General features: G+C 35.0%; 17 protein-coding genes. 2 read left to right on the top strand and 15 right to left on the bottom strand.

Going from position 1 to position 23,667, the window contains the following annotated elements; translation table 11 throughout:
* Positions 1–4: 4 nt before the first annotated feature.
* From X926_RS00990 to X926_RS00935, 12 genes are all read right to left on the bottom strand, one after another.
* A complete protein-coding gene (locus X926_RS00990; protein ID WP_103064636.1) occupies positions 5–1,003 on the bottom strand; it encodes a LacI family DNA-binding transcriptional regulator in 999 nt (332 codons plus the stop codon).
* A gap of 24 nt (positions 1,004–1,027) precedes the next feature.
* The gene (locus tag X926_RS00985; RefSeq protein WP_158245164.1) at positions 1,028–1,435 is read right to left on the bottom strand and encodes a VOC family protein; all 408 of its coding nucleotides are present in this window, start codon (positions 1,433–1,435) and stop codon (positions 1,028–1,030) included.
* A 5-nt stretch (positions 1,436–1,440) separates the two neighbouring features.
* A complete protein-coding gene (locus tag X926_RS00980; RefSeq protein WP_103064634.1) occupies positions 1,441–3,822 on the bottom strand; it encodes a sugar-binding domain-containing protein in 2,382 nt (793 codons plus the stop codon).
* A gap of 91 nt (positions 3,823–3,913) precedes the next feature.
* Positions 3,914–5,926 carry a methyl-accepting chemotaxis protein gene (locus X926_RS00975; RefSeq protein ID WP_103064633.1) on the bottom strand — a complete coding sequence of 671 codons (2,013 nt, stop codon included), beginning with the start codon at positions 5,924–5,926 and terminating at the stop codon, positions 3,914–3,916.
* 79 nt (positions 5,927–6,005) lie between these two features.
* Positions 6,006–8,276, bottom strand: a complete 2,271-nt coding sequence (locus X926_RS00970) for a glycoside hydrolase family 3 C-terminal domain-containing protein (RefSeq protein ID WP_103064632.1) — start codon at positions 8,274–8,276, stop codon at positions 6,006–6,008.
* A 55-nt stretch (positions 8,277–8,331) separates the two neighbouring features.
* Positions 8,332–9,672, bottom strand: a complete 1,341-nt coding sequence (locus X926_RS00965) for a GH1 family beta-glucosidase (protein WP_103064631.1) — start codon at positions 9,670–9,672, stop codon at positions 8,332–8,334.
* A 101-nt stretch (positions 9,673–9,773) separates the two neighbouring features.
* Entirely contained in the window at positions 9,774–10,580 is an 807-nt protein-coding gene (locus X926_RS00960; protein ID WP_012208332.1) for an ABC transporter ATP-binding protein, read from the bottom strand.
* The gene (locus X926_RS00955; RefSeq protein WP_103064630.1) at positions 10,573–11,598 is read right to left on the bottom strand and encodes an ABC transporter ATP-binding protein; all 1,026 of its coding nucleotides are present in this window, start codon (positions 11,596–11,598) and stop codon (positions 10,573–10,575) included. The genes X926_RS00960 and X926_RS00955 overlap by 8 nt, the downstream gene beginning before the upstream one ends.
* On the bottom strand, positions 11,598–12,431 hold the full coding sequence (locus X926_RS00950; RefSeq protein WP_012208330.1) for an ABC transporter permease: 834 nt from the start codon (positions 12,429–12,431) through the stop codon (positions 11,598–11,600). The genes X926_RS00955 and X926_RS00950 overlap by 1 nt, the downstream gene beginning before the upstream one ends.
* 1 nt (position 12,432) lies before the next feature.
* Positions 12,433–13,443 carry an ABC transporter permease gene (locus X926_RS00945; protein ID WP_103064629.1) on the bottom strand — a complete coding sequence of 337 codons (1,011 nt, stop codon included), beginning with the start codon at positions 13,441–13,443 and terminating at the stop codon, positions 12,433–12,435.
* A gap of 95 nt (positions 13,444–13,538) precedes the next feature.
* On the bottom strand, positions 13,539–15,269 hold the full coding sequence (locus X926_RS00940; RefSeq protein ID WP_103064628.1) for an ABC transporter substrate-binding protein: 1,731 nt from the start codon (positions 15,267–15,269) through the stop codon (positions 13,539–13,541).
* Between the two features lie 274 nt (positions 15,270–15,543).
* Positions 15,544–16,023, bottom strand: a complete 480-nt coding sequence (locus tag X926_RS00935) for a GNAT family N-acetyltransferase (RefSeq protein ID WP_103064627.1) — start codon at positions 16,021–16,023, stop codon at positions 15,544–15,546.
* 175 nt (positions 16,024–16,198) lie between these two features.
* Between X926_RS00935 and polX the strand changes: the two genes are divergently transcribed.
* Entirely contained in the window at positions 16,199–17,911 is a 1,713-nt protein-coding gene (gene polX / locus X926_RS00930) for a DNA polymerase/3'-5' exonuclease PolX (RefSeq protein ID WP_103064626.1), read from the top strand.
* Positions 17,912–17,959: 48 nt separating this feature from the next.
* On the opposite strand, the gene murQ is transcribed toward polX, so the two are convergent.
* From murQ to X926_RS00915, 3 genes are read right to left on the bottom strand one after another with little or no spacing between them, the layout of a single operon-like run.
* On the bottom strand, positions 17,960–18,856 hold the full coding sequence (gene murQ, locus X926_RS00925) for an N-acetylmuramic acid 6-phosphate etherase (protein WP_103064625.1): 897 nt from the start codon (positions 18,854–18,856) through the stop codon (positions 17,960–17,962).
* Positions 18,825–20,411: a beta-N-acetylhexosaminidase gene (gene nagZ / locus X926_RS00920; protein WP_103064624.1), complete on the bottom strand. Its 1,587-nt coding sequence runs from the start codon at positions 20,409–20,411 to the stop codon at positions 18,825–18,827. Before nagZ ends, murQ begins: the two co-directional genes overlap by 32 nt.
* Positions 20,399–21,553, bottom strand: a complete 1,155-nt coding sequence (locus tag X926_RS00915; protein ID WP_103064623.1) for an exo-beta-N-acetylmuramidase NamZ domain-containing protein — start codon at positions 21,551–21,553, stop codon at positions 20,399–20,401. Before X926_RS00915 ends, nagZ begins: the two co-directional genes overlap by 13 nt.
* A gap of 510 nt (positions 21,554–22,063) precedes the next feature.
* Between X926_RS00915 and X926_RS00910 the strand changes: the two genes are divergently transcribed.
* Positions 22,064–23,659, top strand: coding sequence for an ABC transporter substrate-binding protein (locus tag X926_RS00910; RefSeq protein WP_103064622.1), 1,596 nt, complete (start codon positions 22,064–22,066; stop codon positions 23,657–23,659).
* Positions 23,660–23,667: the final 8 nt, after the last annotated feature.

The raw sequence follows: 23,667 nt of genomic DNA, 5'->3' as shown, positions 1-23,667 counted from the left end.
TTAATTATGATCTAACACGTCTGACTGAATCTCTAATTATTAAGTTAGTTGGTAAAATAACCCTTCTTTTCACCTTACTTTCATTTTTACCTTCTAATTTTTCTATCAAAAGTTTTGCTGCGTTCAATCCCATTTCATATACAGGTTGTCTAATGGTTGTTAAAGAAGGGTATAAATATTTAGCCAAGGGAGAATCATCAAAGCCAACAATTGAAACATCTTTAGGATAATTTAGTCCAGCTTCTCTTAGCGCTTTTATCCCCCCAAAAGCTACCCAATCATTTACAAAAAAAATTGCTGTAAAGTTTCTGCCATGTTTTTCGAGGTATTTTTTAATACCAATATATCCATCTTTCACATCAAAACCTGCAGGAATAAAGGTGACTTCAAAATCTTCTTTCTTTTGGGCAAAATTCATAAAAGCTTTTTTTCTTTCCCTTGCAGAGTATATTTCCAGTGGACCTTCGACATGTAAAACTTTTCTATGGCCCATATCGTATAAATATTTTGCAATTTTCAATGAAGACTCATAATTATCTATAGTTACAATATCCATCTTCAGTTCTGAATTTTCTCTATCAACAGCAACAACCGGTATACCTGCTTCAATGAATTTTTCTAAACACTCTTCATCTTGATAAGTTGTGCAAACAATGACACCATCAACTTTTCTTGCGAAGAACTCTTCTAAGGCCTCTTTCTCTTTTTCCAAAGAATGCCTATATGTTGAAAGGAACATTTCTAAGTGATTTCGTAGAAGGACTTCTTCTATTCCTTCAGCCACCAGTCCATAATAATATGCTTTTAAGTCAGGAACCAAAACGCCAATCCCTCTGAAGGAACTCCCTTTTAGACTCTGGCTTCTGGTATAATCTAATTCTTTTATAACCTTCAAGATCTTTTTTCTTGTTTCTTCAGTAACGTTCTCACTTCCACTGAGAACTCGAGACACTGTAGCAATAGAAAAGCCGGAAGCTTTAGCGATTTCTCTTATCGTTGCCATTTTTTCTCACCTCAAAGGTTACACTTAATACTTTTCTAAATTAAGTTCTCCCTCAATTATCTCTATTAGAATGTTATCAGGGTCTTTGAAAAAAGCAATTCTTACACCACCCTCGGCATTGGTAGGTTCCATTGTGAATTCTACACCTTTTTCTCTTAGATATTTAAAGGTTTGATCGACACTTTTCACTTTAAAAGCAAAGTGTTTTATGCCCATGTCTTTATCGTTTTGAGTTGTTAGATATTTTCCTTTTTCTGTAAAATTGAATAATTCGAGTACTTTATCCCCCATATCAAGATAAACAATTACGAAATTCCCATTGTCTTGAATAAGCTTTCCTAAAACTCTAAAGCCAAGAATATCTCTATAAAATCCAACAGATTTTTCCAAATCGGAAACTGTGATTGCTAAATGATCGAAATTAAAATCCATAATACTCATCTCCTTAAATAATCAAAGGCGCTTTTTATGCTAATTTCCCCTTCGATATTATTTAGAACTTTTGGATAGGAGGGGAAAAGGGCAAAAAAGTTCTCTTGAGAATAATTTTCCCCATTTACCTTAACGTTTACTCCCAACGCTGGTTTTTCACAACTCAATATCAGGTTGTTTCCGTCTTTTTTGTATGTGATCTTTGGATCGTTTAATTTATTTTTTCTTAAATCTGCAAACAATTCGTGGTTTTCTATTATGGTTTTCCCATTTTGTTTTAGAATGAGGTAAGCTATGGAGTTATCTATGTCAACGTTGGAAATATTGAGTTGATCGATAATAGTTACAGAATCTTCGGGCGTTTTTATGTTTGAATATTCTTTTTGCATAAGCTTTTTCCCATCTAGAGACCAAAGTTGAAATTCTAGATCAAGTTCGATTTTGATTCCATCGTTTATCAGAGATATTATAATCTTTTCATCTTTATTTTTGGCAATCGCTAACAATTGATTATAAAATCTTTTAGTGTAAAAGTATAAAGCTTTGGGCCTTTTAAAATAATCTATTGAAGCCCAACTGAAAACAGGCCATGAGTCATTTATTTGCCAATAAAGAACTCCAGCCGTTTTGTATTTTCTGTTTCTCCAGTGTTCTACTCCTGTTTTAATAGCTTCTGCTTGGTTGAGTTGAGTTAAATAAACGATTGAATCAAAATTACCAATCAATCCGTAATGTCCATTGATGAACCTTAAGAGCCTTTCGGGACCTTCAACTTGTTTATTATGATTTAACATCGTTGGTGAAAATATATCTTTTTCTTTGTCTTCTGCAAAGAAATCAATAGTTTTTGGATCTGGGGCCGCTTGAAATCCAAATTCACTTACGAACTTTGAAGTGTCCCATGTATAGTATTTATAATCTTGCCATCCGGACCAGATTTCCCAAACATGTCTGTCTCCTGCTTCAGAAGAGTTAGCTCTACTGCCACCGTATGGGCTTGATGGCCAGTACAGTCTCGATGGATCTTCTTGAGCACATATTTTAGGAAAATCTTCCAAATAAAGTCTATTTCCAAGATTTTTCCCATCCACTTTCAATTTGTAGTCCCATTCTTCAAAGCCCCAATTATTCTCATTATTTCCGCACCAAAGGACTATACTTGGATGGTGTCTTAGTTTCAATACTTGATGTTTTACTTCTTCATTTGCAAGCTTTCTAAACCAATCTATATGGTCAGGATATTCCGCACATGCAAACATGAAGTCTTGCCAAACTAATATTCCTAACTCATCACATCTGTTGTAAAATGCAGGATCTTCGTAAAGGCCACCTCCCCATACTCTCAACATGTTCATATTGGATTCCTTCGCCATTTTGAGAAGTTTATCGTAATCACTCCCTTTTAACCAACTTAAGATATTTTCAGCAGGTATCCAATTTGCGCCTTTGGCGAAGATTTTTCTGCCGTTTATCTCGAAGATAAAGCTTTCTCCTTCTGAATCATTTTCTCTCACTACTTTGACGATTCTAAAACCTATTTTCTTTTTTTCACCATAGATTACTTCTTTATTTTCCTTAAGTCTGAACTCAACTTCGTATAAATAACTTTCACCCAAATCGTGTGGATACCAAAGCTTTAAATTCTCTATTCTTTTAGAACCTTCAAACTTGTAATTTTCAACACTAGTGGTTACTGGTAATGTAATTACTGGATTTCCATTGAAAAGGATTTCTACCTCGTAGTTTTTAGTATAGTTGATACACGAATCAATGTAACCGGAAAAGTTAACTTTTCCATCTAAAGTCTCCAAAAAAGCGGTGGAACCAAAAAGTCTAGCATCTTTGTAACTTTCTATGTATATATCTCTGTATATCCCGCTTGTAGCTATTCTTGCTCCCCAGTCCCAGCCATAGGAATACTGAGCTTTTCTTATGTAAACTCTAGCGGTTTCTTCGCCAGCGTGTAATTTCCCATAATTTTTTTCAAATCTTTTAGGGAGATCTATGGGAGATTTAATCTCTACTCTTAAAGAATTTTCTCCAATTTTCAAATACTTTTTGATATCAAACCGGTATTCTATGAACATATCCTCGGTTTCTCCAACGAAATTATCGTTAAGGTAAATATTTGAAAGGGTATCCACACCCTCTAATACAAGATCGTAACGTAGCTCATCGTTTATCTCTTCTATGTGAAATTTCTTCTCGTATATCCAATTTTTCCATTCTAACCTTTTGAAAAGTTTTTCATTTTCTCCTACATAAGGGTGAGGCATGAGATTCAAATCCACAAGGTCTCCTTGTACGGTTCCAGGGACGTTTCCATCAAACTCAAACTCTTTTTCGTTATCGTAAACCTTCCATTTTCCATTTAAAGATATTTTCAATTGAAATTTCTCCTCCTATTAATATTTTTTGGTACTGTCTTTAAAACCTTAAAAACTCTAAAACCTTATATATAGCGTCTCTTTGATGATTTTATATCTTAAAACTTCCAACAAATCCTTTTAACTCTGTGGCTAATTCACTCAACTCTTTCGCTTCTTCGTTTATCCCTATCCCTTGTTTTACTTGTTCGTCTATTACACTTCTTGACCTTTCTAGTTGTTCACTTATTTCTGTCACAGCTTTCGCTACCCTGTCCATCGCTGTGCTCATCTCTTGCGCACTTGCACTTTGTTCCTCTGCACTTGCCGTCATGTTTTCTATCCCTTGGTCCATCCTTTCTATCCTTTCTTTTATACGATTGAAACTTTTCTGTACATTCTCCATCTTTTCGTTTATTTCTCCTATCGTTCCTACTACCTTGTTCGTCGATTCGTTTACTTTGTTCGTTCCTTGCGTTATGTTGGTTAGTATTTCTGATATTTCATCCGTTGCATTCCTTGATTCTTCCGCTAACTTCCTTATCTCATCCGCTACAACCGCAAATCCTCTTCCTGCTTCCCCTGCCCTTGCCGCTTCTATCGCTGCGTTTAGTGCCAACAGGTTCGTTTGTTCCGTTATCGAGTTTATCGTTTCTACTATACTTTGTACGTTCTTGGCGTTGCTTGCGAGTGTTTCTACTTCTTTTTGACTTTCTTTCGTCCTTTCTACCGCTTCTTTCACAGCTTGACTTATACTTTCTATCGTTTTGCTTCCTTCTTCTGCAGCTTTACTTGTTTCATCTGCTTCTTCACTTAGTCTTTGTGCGTCTTGGGATACACCTTGTGCTGCCCTTGCTACTTCGTCTACACCTGAGGTCACTTCTTCTACGTTTCCTGCCGTTTCTTCCGTACTTGTTTGTATCTTGTCCATCTGGTTTTTGAGTTCTTCTGAGTTCTTCCTGCTTTCTTGTGATGATCGTGTTAGACTTTCTGATGCGTTTTCTACTTTGTCCGATGCCTGCCTTATTGACCCCATGGATCTTCTTAATTCTTTACTCATTTCTGATAGGGCGTTTGCCATCTGACCTATCTCGTCTTTGCTTTTACTTTCAAAGTTTACCGTTAGGTCTCCTTCTTTGAATTGGTTTATCTTGTTTTTGAAGTCTAACAGTGGTTTCGTTATACTCCTTATTAGATAGATGACCATGATTATCGATACTATGAAGGCTACTACGGTTAGGATGGCTGTCAAGGTTATAGCCCTGTTGTTTTCTTCTATGAGTGATGGGCCTAGGGTGTCTTGCTGGACCTTTAATTCATTTCTTTGCTCTTCTAACAGGTTTATTATCTCTACCCTTGCTTGTTCCATCTGCCCGATTATAGGCTGTTGGGATTCTACCGCTGTGACTATTTGATCAAAGGTGTTTTCTAAATTGTTGAGGCTTTCCATTAGCGCAGAAAAAGCATTTTTAAGTTCGTCGTTGGTTAATCCAAATTCTACAAAGGCTAAATTGTCTTTAAAGGTTGAGAATATATTTAATACATTGTTTTTATCGCTTGAAGATTTAGAAGAGAAATATTTTTTAACCTCTTCATTGATATTTTGCACTGTTAAAACAGGATCTTCTGATAATAGTGAAAAAGCCAAAACACTATATTGTTTAGTTAAAGTATTAAAATCATTTAGTTGTTGAATAAGTAATTCGCTTAGCTTATTGTATTCCGAAAGAAAAGTATTAGCCTGAAAATTTAATTGTACAATTTGATCGAAATTAAATCCATACGTATTTAAAGATTCATTAATATAAACTAAAGAGGTAGATTCTTCGGTGGTATCAAGCAAATTATTCATATATGATTCTATTTTAGATAAATTTCCTCTAAAGGCGTTTTCAAAATTCTTTTCGTAATTATCTATATAATCTTTAAAATTCAAAGAAGCTTCAAAAAACGCTGTTTCTACTTCTGTTATATTATTAACTTGGTCTGACAAATTTTTATAAGATTCCAAACCAGCATTTGATTTGGTAAGAGAAGTAGTATTGAAAATTATAGAAAGACCGAACAATATGAATATGATTATTACTATACTTATTATTCGTTTACCAATGGATCTTGATTTCATAAGTGATCACCTTCCCCTTTTTTATTTAAATAAGTGATCAAAGCAAAGAGACGATCTAAGAGATCGTCTCCAAAGATTTCTATCTTTGTTCGTTCAATTTCTTAAGAAGATCTTCCAGCATTTCTTCAGTAAATTTTCCTCTTCCAAAGTTTATTAGTCCTCTCAGAGGCAGATACTTCATCATCGATAAAACCAACTCTTCGTTTCTGTGTTCATCAACGGGGAAAATTTGTGAAAGCTGATCTTTCATAAGTTCTTTTAAGATCCGTGAGCCAACAGGGTCTTCCAGTAAGTCGCCAATCGTTGAATTTCTATGAAACTTCTTTCTTATTATTTTTGTGGAGTTAACTTTCACTGTTTCTTTTAATATAATGTCTTTCGAAGATTTTCCCACCAATATTTCAAACTCTCCACTTTCCACGTGCCAATCGTTTATCTCTGTGTTGTAATAAGCAAAAGCCCTTTTATCCAACTTAAAATTTACAGTTTTTTCTTCGCCAGGTTCAAGTTGTATTTTTTCGAACCCCTTTAGTTCTTTTTCTGGCCTATTTACTCGGCTTTCTATATCTTTTACATACAATTGAATTATTTCTTTGCCTCTCATATTTCCTGTATTTTTAACTTTCACTTTAACATTCAACGTTTCGTTATCGTTTATTTCCCTTTTGTCTATTGTTAGGTTGGTATATTCAAAATTGGTGTAACTTAAACCGTATCCGAATGGGAATAACGGATCTATTTGTTTTTTGTCATAATATCTGTACCCTACAAATACACCTTCTCGGTATTCTACCCTATCGTCTTCCCCGGGGAAGTTTAGATAAGAAGGATTGTGACCCAGTTTCTTTGGAAATGTTTCTGCCAATTTTCCACAAGGATTAACTTCACCAAAGAGGATATCTGCAACAGCTCCTCCCCATGCTTGACCTCCTAAGTAACTTTCCAACAGCCCTTTGACTTTATCAACCCAAGGCATTTCAACTGGGGCACCATTACTTAATACCACCACCGTATTTGGTTGAACCTTAGTGATTTCCTCTATCAACTTGTTATGGCTTTGGGGCATCTGCATATGTTCTCTATCGTACCCTTCTGATTCGTATCTTTCAGGTAGTCCTGCGATGATTACAGCGACGTCAGATTCTTTTGCAGATCTTTTAGCCTTTTCTATAAGTTCCTCATCGATTTCATCTGAGTCAAGATGGTATCCTTTTTCGTAAAGAATTTTAGATTTTCCTTGAGTTATTTTTTCTATCTCTTCTAACAGATTATCTATTTTTATAGGGTTTACATGGGAACTTCCACCACCTTGATACCTGGGTGATGTGGCGAATTCTCCAATTATGGCTATAGTTCCTTCTTTTTTAATTGGGAGTATATCGTCTTCATTTTTCAAAAGTACCATACTTTCTCTTGCAATCTTCCTCGCTAATTGATGGTGAGCTTCTTTGTCGTATGTTGCGTTTTGTTTCCTGTTATCTATCGCTTTGAAAATAATTTTTAAAAGTCTTTCTACAGTTTCATCCAATACCTTCTCTTCTAATTGACTGTTTTTTACGGCTTGTATGATTTTGTTGTCTCCTATTCCAAAACTTGAAGGCATTTCTAAGTCTAATCCTGCTTTTAACCCGTCTACCCTTTCGTTTACTGCACCCCAATCGGATACAACGAATCCTTCAAAGTTCCATTCTTTTTTCAGTATATCTGTCAATAAGTATTTGTTTTCAGAAGCATGCGTACCGTTCACTTTGTTGTAAGAACACATTACTGTCCAGGGTTTACCGTTTTTCACCGCCCCTTCGAAATTTGCTAAGTAAATCTCTCTTAGGGTTCTTTCATCTATTACTTCGTTTACACTCATCCTTCTGTGCTCTTGATTGTTTGCAGCGTAATGTTTCAAAGAGGTTCCTACTCCATAACTTTGTAGAGCGTTTATATATGCTGTAGCCAGCTCTGTTGATAAGAATGGATCTTCAGAGAAGTATTCGAAATTTCTTCCACACAATGGGGACCTTTTAATGTTAATAGCAGGGCCTAGTATAATATCAACTTCTTCAGCTTGACATTCTTCAGCTAAGGCTTTTCCCTCTTCTTCAATTAATTTTCTATCCCATGAACAAGCTGTTGTAGCAGCTGTTGGGAAACACGTAGCGGGGGCGCTGTTTGCCAACAAGCTTTCTTCAGGATTTGTGATTTCTTTTCTCAAGCCGTGAGGCCCATCACTCATCGTAATTGAAGGTATCCCTAACCTTTCAATAGGTTTGGTGTGCCAATTATCTAAGCCTGAACACAAACTTGCCTTTTCTTCAAGTGTCATCTGAGAAATCAACTTTTTTATATCCCTCTCCATATTTTTTCACATCCTTTGGTTTACTATTAAAAAGCCTATTCTTTTAAAAACAAGATTAGAATTCAAAAGAATTATTTTTAACAACCTGTGAATACCATTTACCGCTATCTTTTATGATCCTCTTTTGAGTCTTGTAATCAACGTATACTATTCCAAACCTCTTTGAATAGCCCCATGCCCATTCAAAATTGTCTAATAAGGACCAGACGAAGTATCCCTTGAGCGTAACTCCACTTTGAATCGCTCTTAAAGCTTGTTCAAGATGATACTTTAAATATTCTATTCTTTTTTCATCGTGTACTTCTTGGTTTACTACGTTGTCGTCAAAAGCAGCACCGTTTTCAGTTACATACACTTCTTTTGGATTGTACTCGTCTTGAACCCCTTTTAGTATTTTGTAGAAACCTTCAGGGTAAATCTCCCATCCCATTTCAGTTTTTGAAAGACCTCTTTCAACGGTTTTTCCACCTAGAAATGATTTTGTATCGGTCTTGACAAGATCTCCAGAGTAATAATTGATGCCTACAAAATCGATTTTTTCTTTTATTTCTTCCAAATCATTTTCGTAATTATGAGGTAAAAACTCAGAGGCATGTTCTTTTATCCCCTTTGGATAGTCACCCTTGTATATTGGATTCAAAAACAATGGATAATTTGTCCATTCGTGTGCCAACCGTGCGGCATCTATATCTTCTTGTGAATCCGTAGCAGGATCGTGGGAAGTATTTGATAAAGTGATTCCGATTTTCCCTTCTTTTATATTTTCTTCTCTGAACGCTTTAACCGTTTTTGAATGAGCTCGCAACTGGTTGTGAACAGCTGAGAAAGAGGCGTAAAGGTCTTTCATTCCAGGTGCATGTTCACCCATAAAATGGCCAACAAATGCCATTACCCAGGGTTCGTTTAAAGTAATCCAATTTTTTACTCTGTCACCAAATCTTTGAAACATGTAATCTGTGTAATCGGTGTACCAATAGGCGATGTCTCTGTTTGTCCAACCACCCAGATCTTGTAAAGCTGCAGGTAAATCCCAATGATACAACGTAACAAAAGGGGTTATATTAGCCTTTAGTAATTCATCAACCAATCTATTGTAAAAATCAATACCTTTTTCGTTGATTTTACCTTTACCGTTTGGAAAAATTCTTGACCAAGATATAGAAAACCTGTACGCTTTTAATCCTAACTCTTTCATCAAAGCAATATCTTCTTTGTACCGGTTATAATGATCGTCTGCAACATCTCCAGTGTCTCCATTATATGTGTTTCCAGATGTATGAGAAAACCTATGCCAAATTGAAGGACCGGCTCCATCTGCTAAAGGAGAACCTTCTATTTGGTAAGATGCAGTAGCTGCTCCCCAGATGAAATCCTTTGGAAAAACTTTTTCAGACATATTTTTATTCCTCCTATGTTGTTGTTTTTATTGTCTATACAAACTCAAAAACTTACTTTAGCTCCCCTTCGCACCGCAGCCCACCCATATTTCATTTTAAGTTATTTTAAAACCCATTCTTCAGATAGTTTTGGTACATCCATCATTAATTGTTTTGTATATGGGTGCTCAGGGTGTGTTATTACTTTATCAGCATCTCCGCTTTCTACTATTTTCCCTTCATGCATGATGAAAAGTCTATCACTGACGTAGTAAGCCAAACCAAGGTCGTGAGTTACGAACATGATAGTTGTACCTTCCGTATCCCTTAAACCTAACAATAACTCCAAAATTCCCGATCTTAAGTTTGCATCGATCATAGAAGTTGGTTCGTCAGCTAAGAGTAATTTTGGTTTTATCAAATGAGCCCTTGCTATCATTATCCTTTGCCTTTGACCACCACTTAATTCAAAAGGATATTTATCTGCTACTTCTTCAGGTCTTAGATTAACTGATTCCAAAGCTTCGTAAACCTTTGCCATTTTTTCTTGTTTGGTAAAGCTGTTGTCAAATAACTTGAAAGCATCAATTAAAACTTTTTTTACCGGGGCAAATATATTAAACGAGGCGTATGGATCTTGAAATATTGCTTGAACTTTTTTCCAGTAAAGCTTTTTTTCTTTCCCTGTTAAACCTGTTATATCCTGACCTTCAAAAATAATTTTGCCTTCTGTTTCTTTTAACAACCTGAGTAATAGTCTAGTTACCGTTGTTTTTCCGCTTCCACTTTGTCCAACAAGAGAGACGATTTCCCCTTTTTTTATAGAAAAAGTAACGTTATCTACAGCTTTAACAGCTTTTTTCCCACTTCCAAATATTTTGGTCAAATTTTCTACTTTTACTATATCTTCATTTGAGAGATTAGACATACGGTGTCACCCTCTTCCCTTGTGTTAAGATATGGTTTATTCTGATGCATCTAACAGATCTTTCTCCTACTTTAGTTAAAGTGACATTTTCTTTTTTACAATCTTCAATTGCCAAGGGGCATCTATCAGCGAACCTACATCCTTTTGGAATTTTCCTTAAATCAGGTGGTGACCCAGGAAGACTTGGTAGTTTTTTACCTTTTATACCTTTTTCAGGGACTAAAATAGACTGCATTAATGCTTGTGAGTAAGGATGAATAGGATCGAAGATTACATCTTTCATGTTTCCTATCTCTACAAATTCTCCGGCGTACATTACAGCGATACGGTCACATATATGTCTTAATATGGGTAATTCGTGAGTTATAAAAATTATACTTTTTACTATTTTTTTGTCAAAAAGATCTTTAATTAATTTTATTACTATTTTTTGTGAGGTTACGTCCAACGCAGAAGTTGGTTCATCTGCTACTACAACTTCTGGGTTCATTATTGTGGAGATTGCGACAACTACCCTTTGTTTCATACCACCGCTAAGTTCTAAAGGGTAGAGGTTTAAAACTCTTGGGGGCAAAGAAAGAGATTCAAAACGTTCTTTTGCCAAATTTAAAATCTCTTTTTCTGTCATATTAGGATTGTGTTCTTTCAGTAGATCTATAACAAAATTTTTGATTTTTAGTGTTGGATTCAAGGCGTTCATAGCACTTTGAGGGATATACGAATATTTTTTCCCCAGTATATTACTTCTCAACTCATTTTCTTTTTTTTGCATGATATTTTCGTTGTTTAAAAACACTGATCCACTTTCGTATTTCAAAGGGGATAAAAATAAGCCTGACAAACTCATTGCTAAAGTAGATTTACCACAACCTGATTCACCTGCTATTCCCAAGATTTCTCCTTCATATAGGTTAAACGAAACGCTGTTAACCGCCTTTATTTTTTCTCCTAACCTTGTTTGATAGTAGGTTTTAAGATTGTTAACTTCTAAAATAACCTTTTTAGATTCCAATCTCATCAACTCCTAAGTTTGGGATTGAATAATTCATCCATCCCCGAATTCATAAAATATAGCGAAAAAGTGATTAAAGCTATGGTTATAGCTGGAGGTATAAAAGCCCACCAGGCACCTGATCTAACAGACTCAAATAATAGTGCCCATGAAAGCATTGTACCGAGTGAAACTATATTACTTGGACCCAGTCCTAACATACTTATTCCTGCTTCGTTTAAAATACCAGTGGCAACTTGGAGTATAAATGCCATGAATATATAAGATAAGATATAAGGCATTATTTCGCGTATTATAATTTCTACAGTACTGGCACCGTTTAACCTGGCTATATCAACATGTTCCCTATTTCTTAAACTGAGTGATTGCGCCCTGACCGCACGAGCAGTCCATGGCCAAGAGGTTACTCCTAATACTAATCCCATAACAAACAAGGACCTACTTTTTAAACTAACCGTAATCAATATCAGTATTATGAATGGAGGTATAACTAAAAATATATTAGTTATTGAATTTAATATGTTATCAGTGGTTCCTCCTTTGTAGCCAGCAAAAAGGCCTATAGTTATACCTATTGTTGTTGCAATAACACCTGAAATTAATCCTATAATCAACGAGGATTTCATTCCGTGAATAAGCTCTACAAATACATCTCTTCCAAAGTTATCTGTTCCCAACAAGTAAGTTGAGGAAGGGGGCTCGTACATAAATCCAACCATCTCCAATGGATCTTTTGGTGAAACAGCAGGGTATATGAAGGCAGTTAAGAATAAAAACATAAATAGGCCAAATCCTATTAAAAATTTTGGAGATTTCAAAAGTAATTTTATTGTATTCATATTAACCCTCCTCCGTTTGCGCAGCTTTAATTCTAGGATCTATTAGTCCGTAGACCATATCCAAAATAAAATTAGCAACTAAAACCATCAATGCTATTATAAGCGTTGAGCCTTGTATCATTGGATAATCTAGTTGTCTTATTCCATTGAATAGCCATGTTCCCACTCCGGGGTATCCAAAGACTATCTCTGTGATCAAAGCTCCCCCTACCATAGTGCCTAAACTTATTGCAAGTCCTGTTATTTGAGGAAGAACTGCATTTTTGAAGACATAGCTTTGAATCTTCTTATCTTTAATACCTAACATCTTACTGTAGGTAACGTAATCTGTATTTAATTCATATATTGACATCTCTCTCATACCTATGGCTTGTCCCCCTATTGTTACTAAAACGATGGAAATAAAGGGTAAAAAGTAATGGTGTAAAACATCAATTGCAAAGGTCCAACTCCAAGATGGGATCAATGTTCTGCTGTAACCCCCGCCAATTGGGAACCATCCCAAGAAAACTCCAAAAACGTATAGTAATATGATTGCCAAAGCATAATAAGGGATAGAATTAACGAACAGCGCTACTGGGAAAATAGTTTTGTCGAAAACCCCTTTTCTGTAAGCGGCAGCAGCTCCCAGTAAGTTCCCTAATATCCAACCTACAATTATTGCAGGAAATTGTAAAAAAATAGTCCATACAATAGCATTTCCCAAAACTTCATTAACAGAAAGAGGGTACAAACTGAACGACGTTCCTAAATCACCTCTAAAAACATTTCCTATGTAGTTAAAAAATTGGATAGGTAAAGGTTTGTCCAATCCAAACTCTTCCATGAAAGATTGATAGACTCTTTCTTGCGTCTCACTTGCTACGGTTCCAGACATCATTTTACTTACTATAACTGAAATAGGATCTCCTGGGATGAGTCTTGGTAAGAAAAAATTTAAAAATAAAGCCAAGAAAAAAGCTAGTAGATACCAAAAAAGCTTTTGAAAAAAATACCTCGTAAATCCTTTCACATACTTCACCTCTCGAAGGTATATTTAAAAGAGTTCATGGGGGCTAAAACTTCCCCCCCACGAACTCTTCGCTAAATCAATAGTTAGTAAAAACTTTATTTGGCAGGTTCTAAATGCCACAACATTTCCATCCCTGCACCTACCAAAGGCATCGGTGGTGCGTATGGATTTTTTGCGTTTGCCCAACCTGTCCAGTAGGTTTCATTGTATTCGTAAAATGTCTGAGGCCTATACATTAATGGGAACATCGGTATATCTTCTCTATATAGTTGATCTAACTCTGTATAGAGGTTCTTTAATTCTTTTTCATCCGTAACTTTTGGAATCATATCGATGAGTTGATCAGCCCATTCATTTTTATATCTTCCAAAGTTACTGTATGCAATCTGTCCAACTTCGGGAACACCTTTTGAATAAAGAGCTATTTGGAATCTCAACCAGGGTTGAGCAGGTCCAGGTTGTGAAGGTGCCCACATCGTCATATCAAAGTTACCTGTTTGTCTGTTATCATAGGCTATAGGTGCATCAGGGAAAGATGTTTGGATGTCTATACCTACTGCTCTTGCCCCTTGTGCTACGATTTGTAAAGAAGCATTCCAGTCTGTCCAACCATATGGGCATTCTACCGTAAATGGGCCTAACCTTGTTCCATCAGGAAGAACGTATATCCCATCTTTACCTTTTGTTGCTCCTAAATCTTCTTCTAAAATTCTAATAGCTTCTTGTGGATTGTATTCCCAACCGTATTGTTCTACCAACTCTTCATCGAAATACTTTGCTTCACCACCATATGGCATTATAAGACTGGCTTGAACCTTAGGAGAATAATTAGACATGGCAAGTTCGGAAATTCTTGCGTAATTTACCGAATATGCAATAGCTTTTCTAACTTCAGGCAAACTGAGAGGATATTTGTTCACGTTAAACCACAACGAAGGCATTGTTGCAGGCATATGATAAGGGATCTCGTCGTACCATGTACCAACAGGAAGCCCTTTCTTTTCCCACATTTCCCATATTCTTGGAGTGAACTGCTGAGAAACGTCTACTTCACCATTTTCAAAGGCCAAACTACCTTCGTCATTACTTTTGAAAATAGGATGCACTATATATTTAGCTGCGGGTTTTTTCCCACCGTGTAAAGCTTCGTTTCCCCAATAATTATCTACTCTTACTAAAATAATAGTTTCTGGACTTTCATAAAAAACTTTGTATGGACCAGAGCCTACAGGATTTTCATTTCTAAACTGTCTGATTTTGGTCAAATCATAATTATTTTCTGCTTCAACCTTAGACCAAATATGTTCTGGAAGAATGAAGGTAGCTCCAAGTGCGTCTTCTACCATCAATCTGTTTGGATTATCTGGTTTCATCTCGAAGATTACAGTGTGGTTATCTACCTTGTAAACATCTTTCAACCATTCCCAAATCTGAAGACCTAGTGGATATTTTTGCCCTAATTTGTAGGAATATACAACATCATCTGCAGTAACGGGTTCTCCATCGTGGAAATACGCTTTTGGATTTACTTTTACCTCTAATCTTAGTTCATCAACCCACTTATAGGATTCTCCCAAAATAGGAACATACTTTCCATTGAGGGCATCCCATGTGAATAATGTTTCATATATCCAAATATGTTGTCTAGGATCAGAAACGAACGTCATTGGCCCACCTGCAAGCGGATTATCCGTTGTTGGTGGTCCCCACTGAAAACCTGCGACATACACTGCTTCTTCTCTGGGGATTTGGGTTACTTGAGCGAATAACGCGCTTCCCATAACCAAACTTGCCAATAAAAGAAACACAACAAACGCTTTTTTCATACTCTTTTCACCTCCAATATTTTTGTTACATTATCAAGGAAAGGCCTTTCCATGAAAAAATTATATTAAATTCCCCTATCTCCCTTTAACATCCCAGATTAATTTCAAAAAGGTGGAAGGTGCTCGTAGTATCGAAAATACAAGTTTCATTGAGACTCAACACAATACTACCCTGAAACATGTTACATCGCAAATCTGATTATGGGTGATGAGAAGCAATTAGGAGTAATTATTTTAATTTATTTAATAAAAACTCTGTTTTTTGTAGTTTTTCTTAATTTTTCAACATCCCTTTATAGAATCCTGGTTCAGAATTTTCTATCAATGTAGCGTTTGCCACTTTTTCGTAAAATTTAGCAGGACCAACTCCTCCGATTATGGCATATGCATAACCACTTTCTTCCATGCTCTTTAGCGCTATTAAAAGTAACGCTTTACCAATATCTTTTCCTCGGTAATTTTTGTCTACACCCATAGGACCAAAAAAATTTTTGCATGTAGCATCAAAACAAGAAAAACCAATAATTTTGTTCTTATCTTCGTCTACAGCGATGAAACAACTGATAGGTTTGTTAGAAAAAGATACATCGCATTCACTTGCCCAGTGATCACCAAAATCTTTTTTGATCCAATTCAAAACGATAAATTTTTCAGGTGCCTTCGCCCTCCGTACTGTTATTTTTGAATCTTTTAATTCAGTAAATACCTTCTCATCGTAATTCAAATCGTAAAGTTTCACAAGCATATCTGCCATTTTTTCACTCCTCTTAATTTATTTGAGTTACTAAAGTTTAAACGATTATACCATCAGATTAATCGTTTTAAAATGGACGTTAAGAATGATATAATATCAACCGAGGTCAACTGCTTTTCCAGCCCTACCCAATCCTATCTGGGAGAGTTGCTGAACGAAGGAGAGCTGAAGTAAAATGGATAAAAAAACTGTTATAGATATTCTCAACGAGATAGGTCTTTTACTGGAATTAAAAGGAGAAAACCCTTTTAAAATCAGGGCATATTATAATGCTGCACGTGCTCTAGAAACTCTTGATGAAGATATAGAAGTATTAGTGAAGGATAACAAACTAAAAGAGGTCAAAGGGATAGGCGAAGCCATCAATAAAAAGATTACCGAACTTATCACCACAGGAAGACTCGAATACTACGAAAATTTAAAGGCATCGATTCCCGGAGGTCTGGTTGAGATGTTAAAAATACCAGGTCTGGGACCTAAGAAGATAAAAACTTTGTACGATAAATTGGATATAAAAACCGTTGGAGAACTGGAGTATGCTTGCCTTGAAAATAGGCTGGTTGAGCTCCCAGGATTTGGAGAAAAGACTCAAAAGAAAATCTTAGAAGGTATTAAATTTGTAAAAAGGTTTAGCAACCAGCATCTATTTTCAGAAGCATATTCCGAAGCTGATTCACTCAAACAATATTTACTTAAAACAGGGCTCGTTATAAGGTGTGAGATAGCTGGAAGTATCAGAAGAAAAAAGGAAATAGTAAAAGATATAGATATATTGGCAACTACTAATGATCCTCAAAAATTAATGGAAATATTTGTAGAATATGACAAAACAAGAGATGTGATTGCTAAAGGAGATACGAAGACAAGTATAACTTTAGAATCAGGTATTAACACTGATTTAAGGGTAGTAAAGGATGAAGAGTACCCGTACGCCTTGCACCACTTCACCGGTAGTAAAGAGCATAACACCGCCATGAGGCATAGGGCAAAACGAATGGGTATAAAGATGAACGAATATGGTTTGTTTAAAGGGGATACTCTCATCAAATGCCAAGATGAGGAAGAGATATTCAGAAAATTAAATTTGTCTTATATTCCACCTGAAATTCGTGAAAATATGGGTGAAATTGAAGCTGCCGAGAAAGGTGAAATACCAGTATTGATTGAAGAAAAAGATATCAAAGGTGTTTTTCATGTACATACTAATTACAGCGATGGGGCGAATACTCTTACCGAGATGGTAAATGGTGCAAGAGAAATAGGTTACAAGTATATAGGTATTACAGATCACAGTAAATCTGCTCGATATGCACATGGTTTAAAAGAGGAAGATATATTGAGACAGTTCGATGAAATTGATAGGTTGAACGAAAAATATGAGGATATAAAGATACTAAAAGGCATAGAATCAGATATCTTGAAAGATGGTTCATTGGACTATGAAGAAGATTTATTAAAACAGTTTGATTTTGTAATTGCTTCGGTACATTCTAATTTTAAGATGAGCAAAGAAGAGATGACAGAAAGGGTTATAAAAGCTGTAAAGAATAAATATACAACGATTTTAGGGCATTTAACCGGTAGGTTATTACTTTCAAGGGATGGATATGATCTTGACGTTTATAAAGTTATCGATGCTTGTGCTGAATACGATAAAATAATTGAAATAAATTCAAACCCCCATAGGTTAGATATAGATTGGCGATACCTTAAATATGCGAAAGAAAAAGGAGTTAGACTTGCTATTTGTCCAGACGCTCATAGAGTGGAAGGACTACAAGACGTAAAATATGGAATAGGTATCGCACGTAAAGGTTGGCTTGAAGCGAAAGATGTGATAAATACATATGATGTAGATAAAGTGTATGAAATTTTCAAACGAAAATGAAATATAATTTGATAAAAAATCCCCAAATATGGGGATTTTCCTATAAGTTTAATTCTTTAATGTTTTCAATGCTTCATGCAATACTTCGTTTTTCTTTAGAGCTTCGATACAAAATTCTTTGTCTTTTCCAGATAAAATCATCAGTATTGCCAATTTGGGTTTCATATCAGCCTTGATTAAGTACTCTTTGCAGGTTTTTTTATCCAATCCAGTTACCTCAGAAATTATTCTTTCTGCTCTTTCTTCTAATTTTTGATTCATGATTTTAACGTCCACCATATAGTTTTTAAAAGTCTTTCCAAGTTTTATCATAGTAACGGTGCTTATCATATTTAAAACCATTTTTTGGGCTGTGCCAGCTTTCATTCTTGTGCTTCCTGCAATGACTTCTGGGCCCGTTCTTAAAGAAACTACAATATCTGAGATTTTCATCAATTCGGGGTTTTTTACGTTGCAAATCAAAGCTGTTTTACATCCTATTTCTTTTGCCTTGGATAATGCACCTTTTACATAAGGGGTTCGCCCGCTAGCAGTTATACCTATTACATAATCTTCAGAACGGACATTATTTTTTTCTAAGTCTATTTTCCCACCTTCTTCGTAATCTTCAACATGTTCTGTAGCTTGAAAGAAGGCTTTTTCTCCTCCCGCGATTAAGGGGAGAAAGATTCCTGAATCTATACCAAAAGTTGGAACTGTTTCTACCGCATCTACAACGGCTACTCTACCACTCGTCCCTGCCCCAACATATATGATCCTTCCGTGATTCTTAATGGCTGAAATACAGTTAACAACCACATTTTCTATATTCTCTAAATTTTCGGCGATGGATAACGCTATTGTTGCATCCTCTTGATTAATTATTCTTAGTATTTCATGTATGTCCATCTCGTCCAAATTCTGAGTCTTAGGGTTACTTTTTTCGGTTTCCAGATTCTCTAGCATTTTCTAGCCTCCGTTTAATTGGTAAATTCCCAGTTGGTTTTATTTCTCCTTTGAGAATTTTAAGCAAAGAAGTTTGAATATTTTCATTAAAACCGTATGTGCAAATTCCGTACTTTACTTTAGGAATAAATACGTCATATGGGTTTCTTAAAGCAACTAAAATTAGTTTTTTTGATTTTTGGGACATGTTACTTATCAAATCAACCAATTCTGAATGCAAATATGCATTTTCAGCTAGAACCAAGATAGTTTTGTTTTTAGAGTTTTGAATTATTTCTTCCCTTACCAGAGGGTCAATTATTTTACTCGTTTCTAAAATGTTTACTTTTGCTTTGAGTTCTTTTGATATTGGCTCAATAATATAAGAAATTTGTGTTCTTTTGTCTTCGATTCCGTAAGATAATGACTCTTTAGCAAAGTAATAAATTTCATCAACGTTTTTTAAAGGCAAAAAGCTTTTGTCATGAGACATATTAAGAACAGTGATAGATTTATCAAAAATATTTTTAGCTAAGTTTATATATTCTTTTTTGCCAATTTCTTCTAGTGATATTTTATTATTGTTTTTCTCCCTCAAATCTGCTGAAATTTTCATTAACGATTGGATTCTCTCTAATGATGAATTTATCTTCTTTTTAAAATTTTCGTTATTTTTATACTCTCTCAATACAGCGTTTTTGGCTGCTGATTGTTTTTCAAAAGAATGGCAGATACTAACTATGTCCATTCCGGCATTCAGTGATTTTATTACTGCCTCTTGGGCTGAATAAAAGTTTGCTACTCCCCCCATCTCAAAATCATCCGCAACCAAAACTCCTTTATATTTTAGTTCTTCCCTTGCCAATCCTGTTAAAATCTCTTCTGATAAAGATGCTGGTCCTTTTTTATTTTGTATCTTGGAAAGGTACACATGAGTCGGCATCCATGAAGGAGAATCAATATTTAGAAACGGGAATAACTCTGTTGAAAGAAGATCATCTTTGCTTAATTCGCCTTGGGGAAGGTCTAAATGAGGATCGGTGTTGACGTTCCCAATACCAGGGAAATGTTTTAGACAAGAAAGTACTCCCCCGTCATGCAATCCCTTCACATATTCACGGGCAAACTTTAGTACCACATTTTTATCATCGGAAAAACTTCTAATTCCAATTACAGAATTCTGTGGGTTGTTGTTGATATCAACAACTGGAGCAAGATTCCAATCGATTCCCACTGCTAACATTTCTTTTGCAAGTAAATTTGCAGAAAGATATGCATTCTCTGGTTCGTTAGTCGCAGTTATACCCATAGCGCTGGGTACAACAGTAAATCCTTTTTTTAATCTTGCTACCGTTCCACCTTCTTGATCGATACAAAATAAGGGTTCGTAATCTAAAAAATTTTTAATATCTTCGATAAACTTGCTAAGTTGATATTTGTTTTCTATGTTTCGTGAAAAGAAAATGATAACCCCAGGCAAAGTTGATTTTAAAACCTTCATATTTTCGTTGTTTAAAGAGGTTCCTTGAATTCCTATTAAGAATAGTTTCCCCAAAGCCTTCTCTAAACTTTCCATAGTTTTAATCCTCCATATAATAGTATATCTTCACAAAAATCAATGAAATCTTGGGAGCTCTTGTACAATTCATTTAAATAAGTGTCATTATTCTCAAAGAAAATTTTTTTATCCTCCCCCAATAAATTTTCTATATGATCTCTTTGTGTTTGACTTCCTTTATCTATGTATTTTCTAAACTCAAATTCTCCTTTTTGTTGAATTAAGTGGCGTATAATCTCTATGGCAACAATGGTAAAATTATCTTTAATTTCAGGGAAAAATTCTATGCCCTTGCACAATTCACCTTGGTATTTAGAAGAATTTGGTATAAAATACCTTTTTCTTAAAATTAAATAGGGAAATTTTTCTTTTATGAATTTGTATAGAATGTTTTCATCTATCCAAGGAGCTCCCACGAAACAGAAAGGTTTAGGAGTTCCCCTTCCTTCACTTACATTAGTCCCCTCTATGAGACAAGTTCCACTGTAAGCCAAGGTACAATCAAATGTTGGAAGAGAGGGTGAGGGAATATTCCACTTCAATTTAGTGTTTTCAAATGATTCTCCTTTCCATCCTTCAATAGGAATGATTTCAAGATCTAAATCAAGGTCAAGATATTTTTTGTAGTACTTTGCTAATTCACCTGGTGTCAAACCATATCTTAAAGGAAGTTCATATCCACCAACAAAAGTTGAATATTCTTTTTTTATTCGTGAACCAAAAACAATCCTTCCTAAAGGATTTATTCTGTCTAATATGATTATTTTTTTACTATTTTCTTGGGCGGAAATTATTGTATTAGCTAGAGTGTATATAAAAGTATAAAATCGTAAGCCAACATCTTGAATATCGTATACTAGTATGTCGATATCTTCTAACATTTCTTGTGTAGGCTTTTTGTGCTTTCCATATAAGCTAATAATTGGTATATTATATAAAGGATGAATCTGATCTGAGTATTCAACTCCATCAGCAAGACCATATAATCCATGTTCGGGTGTAAATATTTTTCTTATATCTACTCCATTTTTCAACATTATTTCTATGCCATCTTCCATATTTTTGTTAACTAAGGAATAATTTATTACCAAACCAACTTTTTTGTTTTTTAATTTTGTGAACCCATCTTTTTCCATTAAATCCAAACCTTGAAGAATCATTTAATATTCTCCCCCACTTTTTTTATTATACATATTGTATCTTAAGTTATAACAATATGTCAATTCTATTTTTTTTAATTAAGAGCGATTATTTGGAATTATAGGCAATTATTTTGGATTAGAAGATTATATCTCGTTATCTCTAATTTGCAAAAGAAAAATTATAGTAGTATAATAAAAAAGTATAAATGTTTCAAATAAAAGTCATTACTTAAATACAAATTAAATTTCTTTTTTTTACAGTTTGATACTTTCTAAATCTTCACAAAATTTTGGTATTATACTAACTATACGAAGAGGGCAAATGTATAAAATCTGTGTATACGGTTAACCCTAGTACCACATCTATGCAATAAAGTTAATACGAAAGAGAAAGAGTTTGAAATTTGAAACCAAATTTACTTTGATTATGCTTGAATGAATTAGGGAGTATAGAAGAGAAGGAGTATAAAATAGGTTTTAGTTTTTCTGAATATAGTATTTTCAAAAAATTTTAAGGAGGGAACAAAGATGAAAAAGATACTTTTGTTTGTAGTGATTTCTATTTTAAGTGTGTTTTCGTTTGCAAGTACTCTTTCTATGATCATGGATGTGACAGGGCCGTTTTCAAGAAATTTCAACCCTTATTTTTCAGGTGGTAGTAACTTCTCGGCTAGAGGTTTCATTTACGAAACTTTGTTTTACATTAACGGATATACTGGCGAGGTTGTCCCATGGTTAGCCACAGATTACGAATGGTCTGATGATTATTTGGAACTTGAAGTTACATTAAGGGAAAATGTTAAATGGTCTGATGGAGAGAATTTTAACGCAGATGATGTGGTATTTACTTTTAACATGATTAAAAGTTATCCCGCTCTGGATACTGGAGGTATGTGGAAAAAAGGCTTGAAAGAGGTAACCAAAGTGGATAATCAACATGTTAAGTTTGTTTTATCTCAAGTTGATACACTCATATATACAGATATTTTTAGCGTATACATTGTCCCCGAACATATCTGGTTAAATCTAAGTGATCCAACCACTTACACTGCTGAAAACCCTATTGGAACAGGTGCTTACTTGTTAGGACAGTTTACTAGCCAAGTTTATACATTGGAGAAAAATCCAAATTATTGGCAGAAAGAAAATGTGAAAGTCGATACTATTAGAATTCCTGCCTTTACTGGAAACGACGCTGCTCAACTGGCTTTAATGAATAAAGAAATTGATTGGGGGACTTTGTTCTTTCCAAATATTGAGAATATATTTATTAAAGCCGATCCAGAGAACAGAGGTTATTGGCTCCCGGAAGGGAACCCAGTCCTACTCTTCTTTAACCTTGATGATGAAAGGTTTAAAGATGAGAATTTCCGAAAAGCTATTGCTTTGGGTATAGATAATGAACAGCTGGTACAGATAGGAATGTCGAATTTAGCCACTGTTTCTAATCCGGTATTGATAAAAGGTGGCTTCTCAGAATTAATCAATGACAATTTAAAACATATGTGGTATGACAAAGATGTTGAACAAGCAAAAGAAATGTTGAATGATTTGGGGTATAGTATCGGTAGAGATGGCATATTCACTGATAGTAATGGAAACAAATTAAGTTTTGAACTGATAGTTCCTGCTGGATGGACAGACTGGATAGCAGTGTCACAAGTACTTTCCTCCCAATTAAAACAAATAGGGATAGATGTAGTTGTATCACAAGTCGATTTTGGATTGTATTTAGAGAGAATTAGAAATAAAGATTTTGAATTGGCGTTGAGTTGGGTGAATTACGGTATAAATCCTTACTTTTTCTATGAAAGGTGGTTGCACTCTAGGAATGCTTATAGTGGTGACAACAGAGGTGGTTGGATTAGCTTAACCACAGACTCTTTGTTGGAAATTTTCAGAAAGACTTCAGATGAAAAAGAGAGACAACTTGCTATTTCCTCACTCCAACTCATTGTTTTGCAAGAAATTCCTGCTATTCCTTTATTTTACAATCCAACATGGTTTGAATATACTACATATAATTTTGAAGGATGGCCTAATAAGGAGAATCCATATGCTTTACCAACTATAACCGGAATGGATAAAGCATACATAATGATGAACTTGGAACCTGTTAAGTAAGTGAATTC

It is taken from the genome of Petrotoga sp. HWHPT.55.6.3, assembly GCF_002895495.1.
GTDB classification, from domain to species: Bacteria; Thermotogota; Thermotogae; order Petrotogales; family Petrotogaceae; genus Petrotoga; species Petrotoga mobilis.
This window is presented reverse-complemented; position numbering and strand designations above follow the sequence as displayed.

What these genes read in the sequence shown, in the direction of transcription:
- X926_RS00990 (WP_103064636.1), bottom strand. Translation starts at nt 1,003, where the DNA reads ATGGCAACGATAAGAGAAATCGCTAAAGCTTCCGGCTTTTCTATTGCT.
- X926_RS00985 (WP_158245164.1), bottom strand. Translation starts at nt 1,435, where the DNA reads ATGGATTTTAATTTCGATCATTTAGCAATCACAGTTTCCGATTTGGAA.
- X926_RS00975 (WP_103064633.1), bottom strand. Translation starts at nt 5,926, where the DNA reads ATGAAATCAAGATCCATTGGTAAACGAATAATAAGTATAGTAATAATC.
- X926_RS00970 (WP_103064632.1), bottom strand. Translation starts at nt 8,276, where the DNA reads ATGGAGAGGGATATAAAAAAGTTGATTTCTCAGATGACACTTGAAGAA.
- X926_RS00965 (WP_103064631.1), bottom strand. Translation starts at nt 9,672, where the DNA reads ATGTCTGAAAAAGTTTTTCCAAAGGATTTCATCTGGGGAGCAGCTACT.
- X926_RS00960 (WP_012208332.1), bottom strand. Translation starts at nt 10,580, where the DNA reads ATGTCTAATCTCTCAAATGAAGATATAGTAAAAGTAGAAAATTTGACC.
- X926_RS00955 (WP_103064630.1), bottom strand. Translation starts at nt 11,598, where the DNA reads ATGAGATTGGAATCTAAAAAGGTTATTTTAGAAGTTAACAATCTTAAA.
- X926_RS00950 (WP_012208330.1), bottom strand. Translation starts at nt 12,431, where the DNA reads ATGAATACAATAAAATTACTTTTGAAATCTCCAAAATTTTTAATAGGA.
- X926_RS00940 (WP_103064628.1), bottom strand. Translation starts at nt 15,269, where the DNA reads ATGAAAAAAGCGTTTGTTGTGTTTCTTTTATTGGCAAGTTTGGTTATG.
- X926_RS00935 (WP_103064627.1), bottom strand. Translation starts at nt 16,023, where the DNA reads ATGGCAGATATGCTTGTGAAACTTTACGATTTGAATTACGATGAGAAG.
- polX (WP_103064626.1), top strand. Translation starts at nt 16,199, where the DNA reads ATGGATAAAAAAACTGTTATAGATATTCTCAACGAGATAGGTCTTTTA.
- murQ (WP_103064625.1), bottom strand. Translation starts at nt 18,856, where the DNA reads ATGCTAGAGAATCTGGAAACCGAAAAAAGTAACCCTAAGACTCAGAAT.
- nagZ (WP_103064624.1), bottom strand. Translation starts at nt 20,411, where the DNA reads ATGGAAAGTTTAGAGAAGGCTTTGGGGAAACTATTCTTAATAGGAATT.
- X926_RS00915 (WP_103064623.1), bottom strand. Translation starts at nt 21,553, where the DNA reads ATGATTCTTCAAGGTTTGGATTTAATGGAAAAAGATGGGTTCACAAAA.
- X926_RS00910 (WP_103064622.1), top strand. Translation starts at nt 22,064, where the DNA reads ATGAAAAAGATACTTTTGTTTGTAGTGATTTCTATTTTAAGTGTGTTT.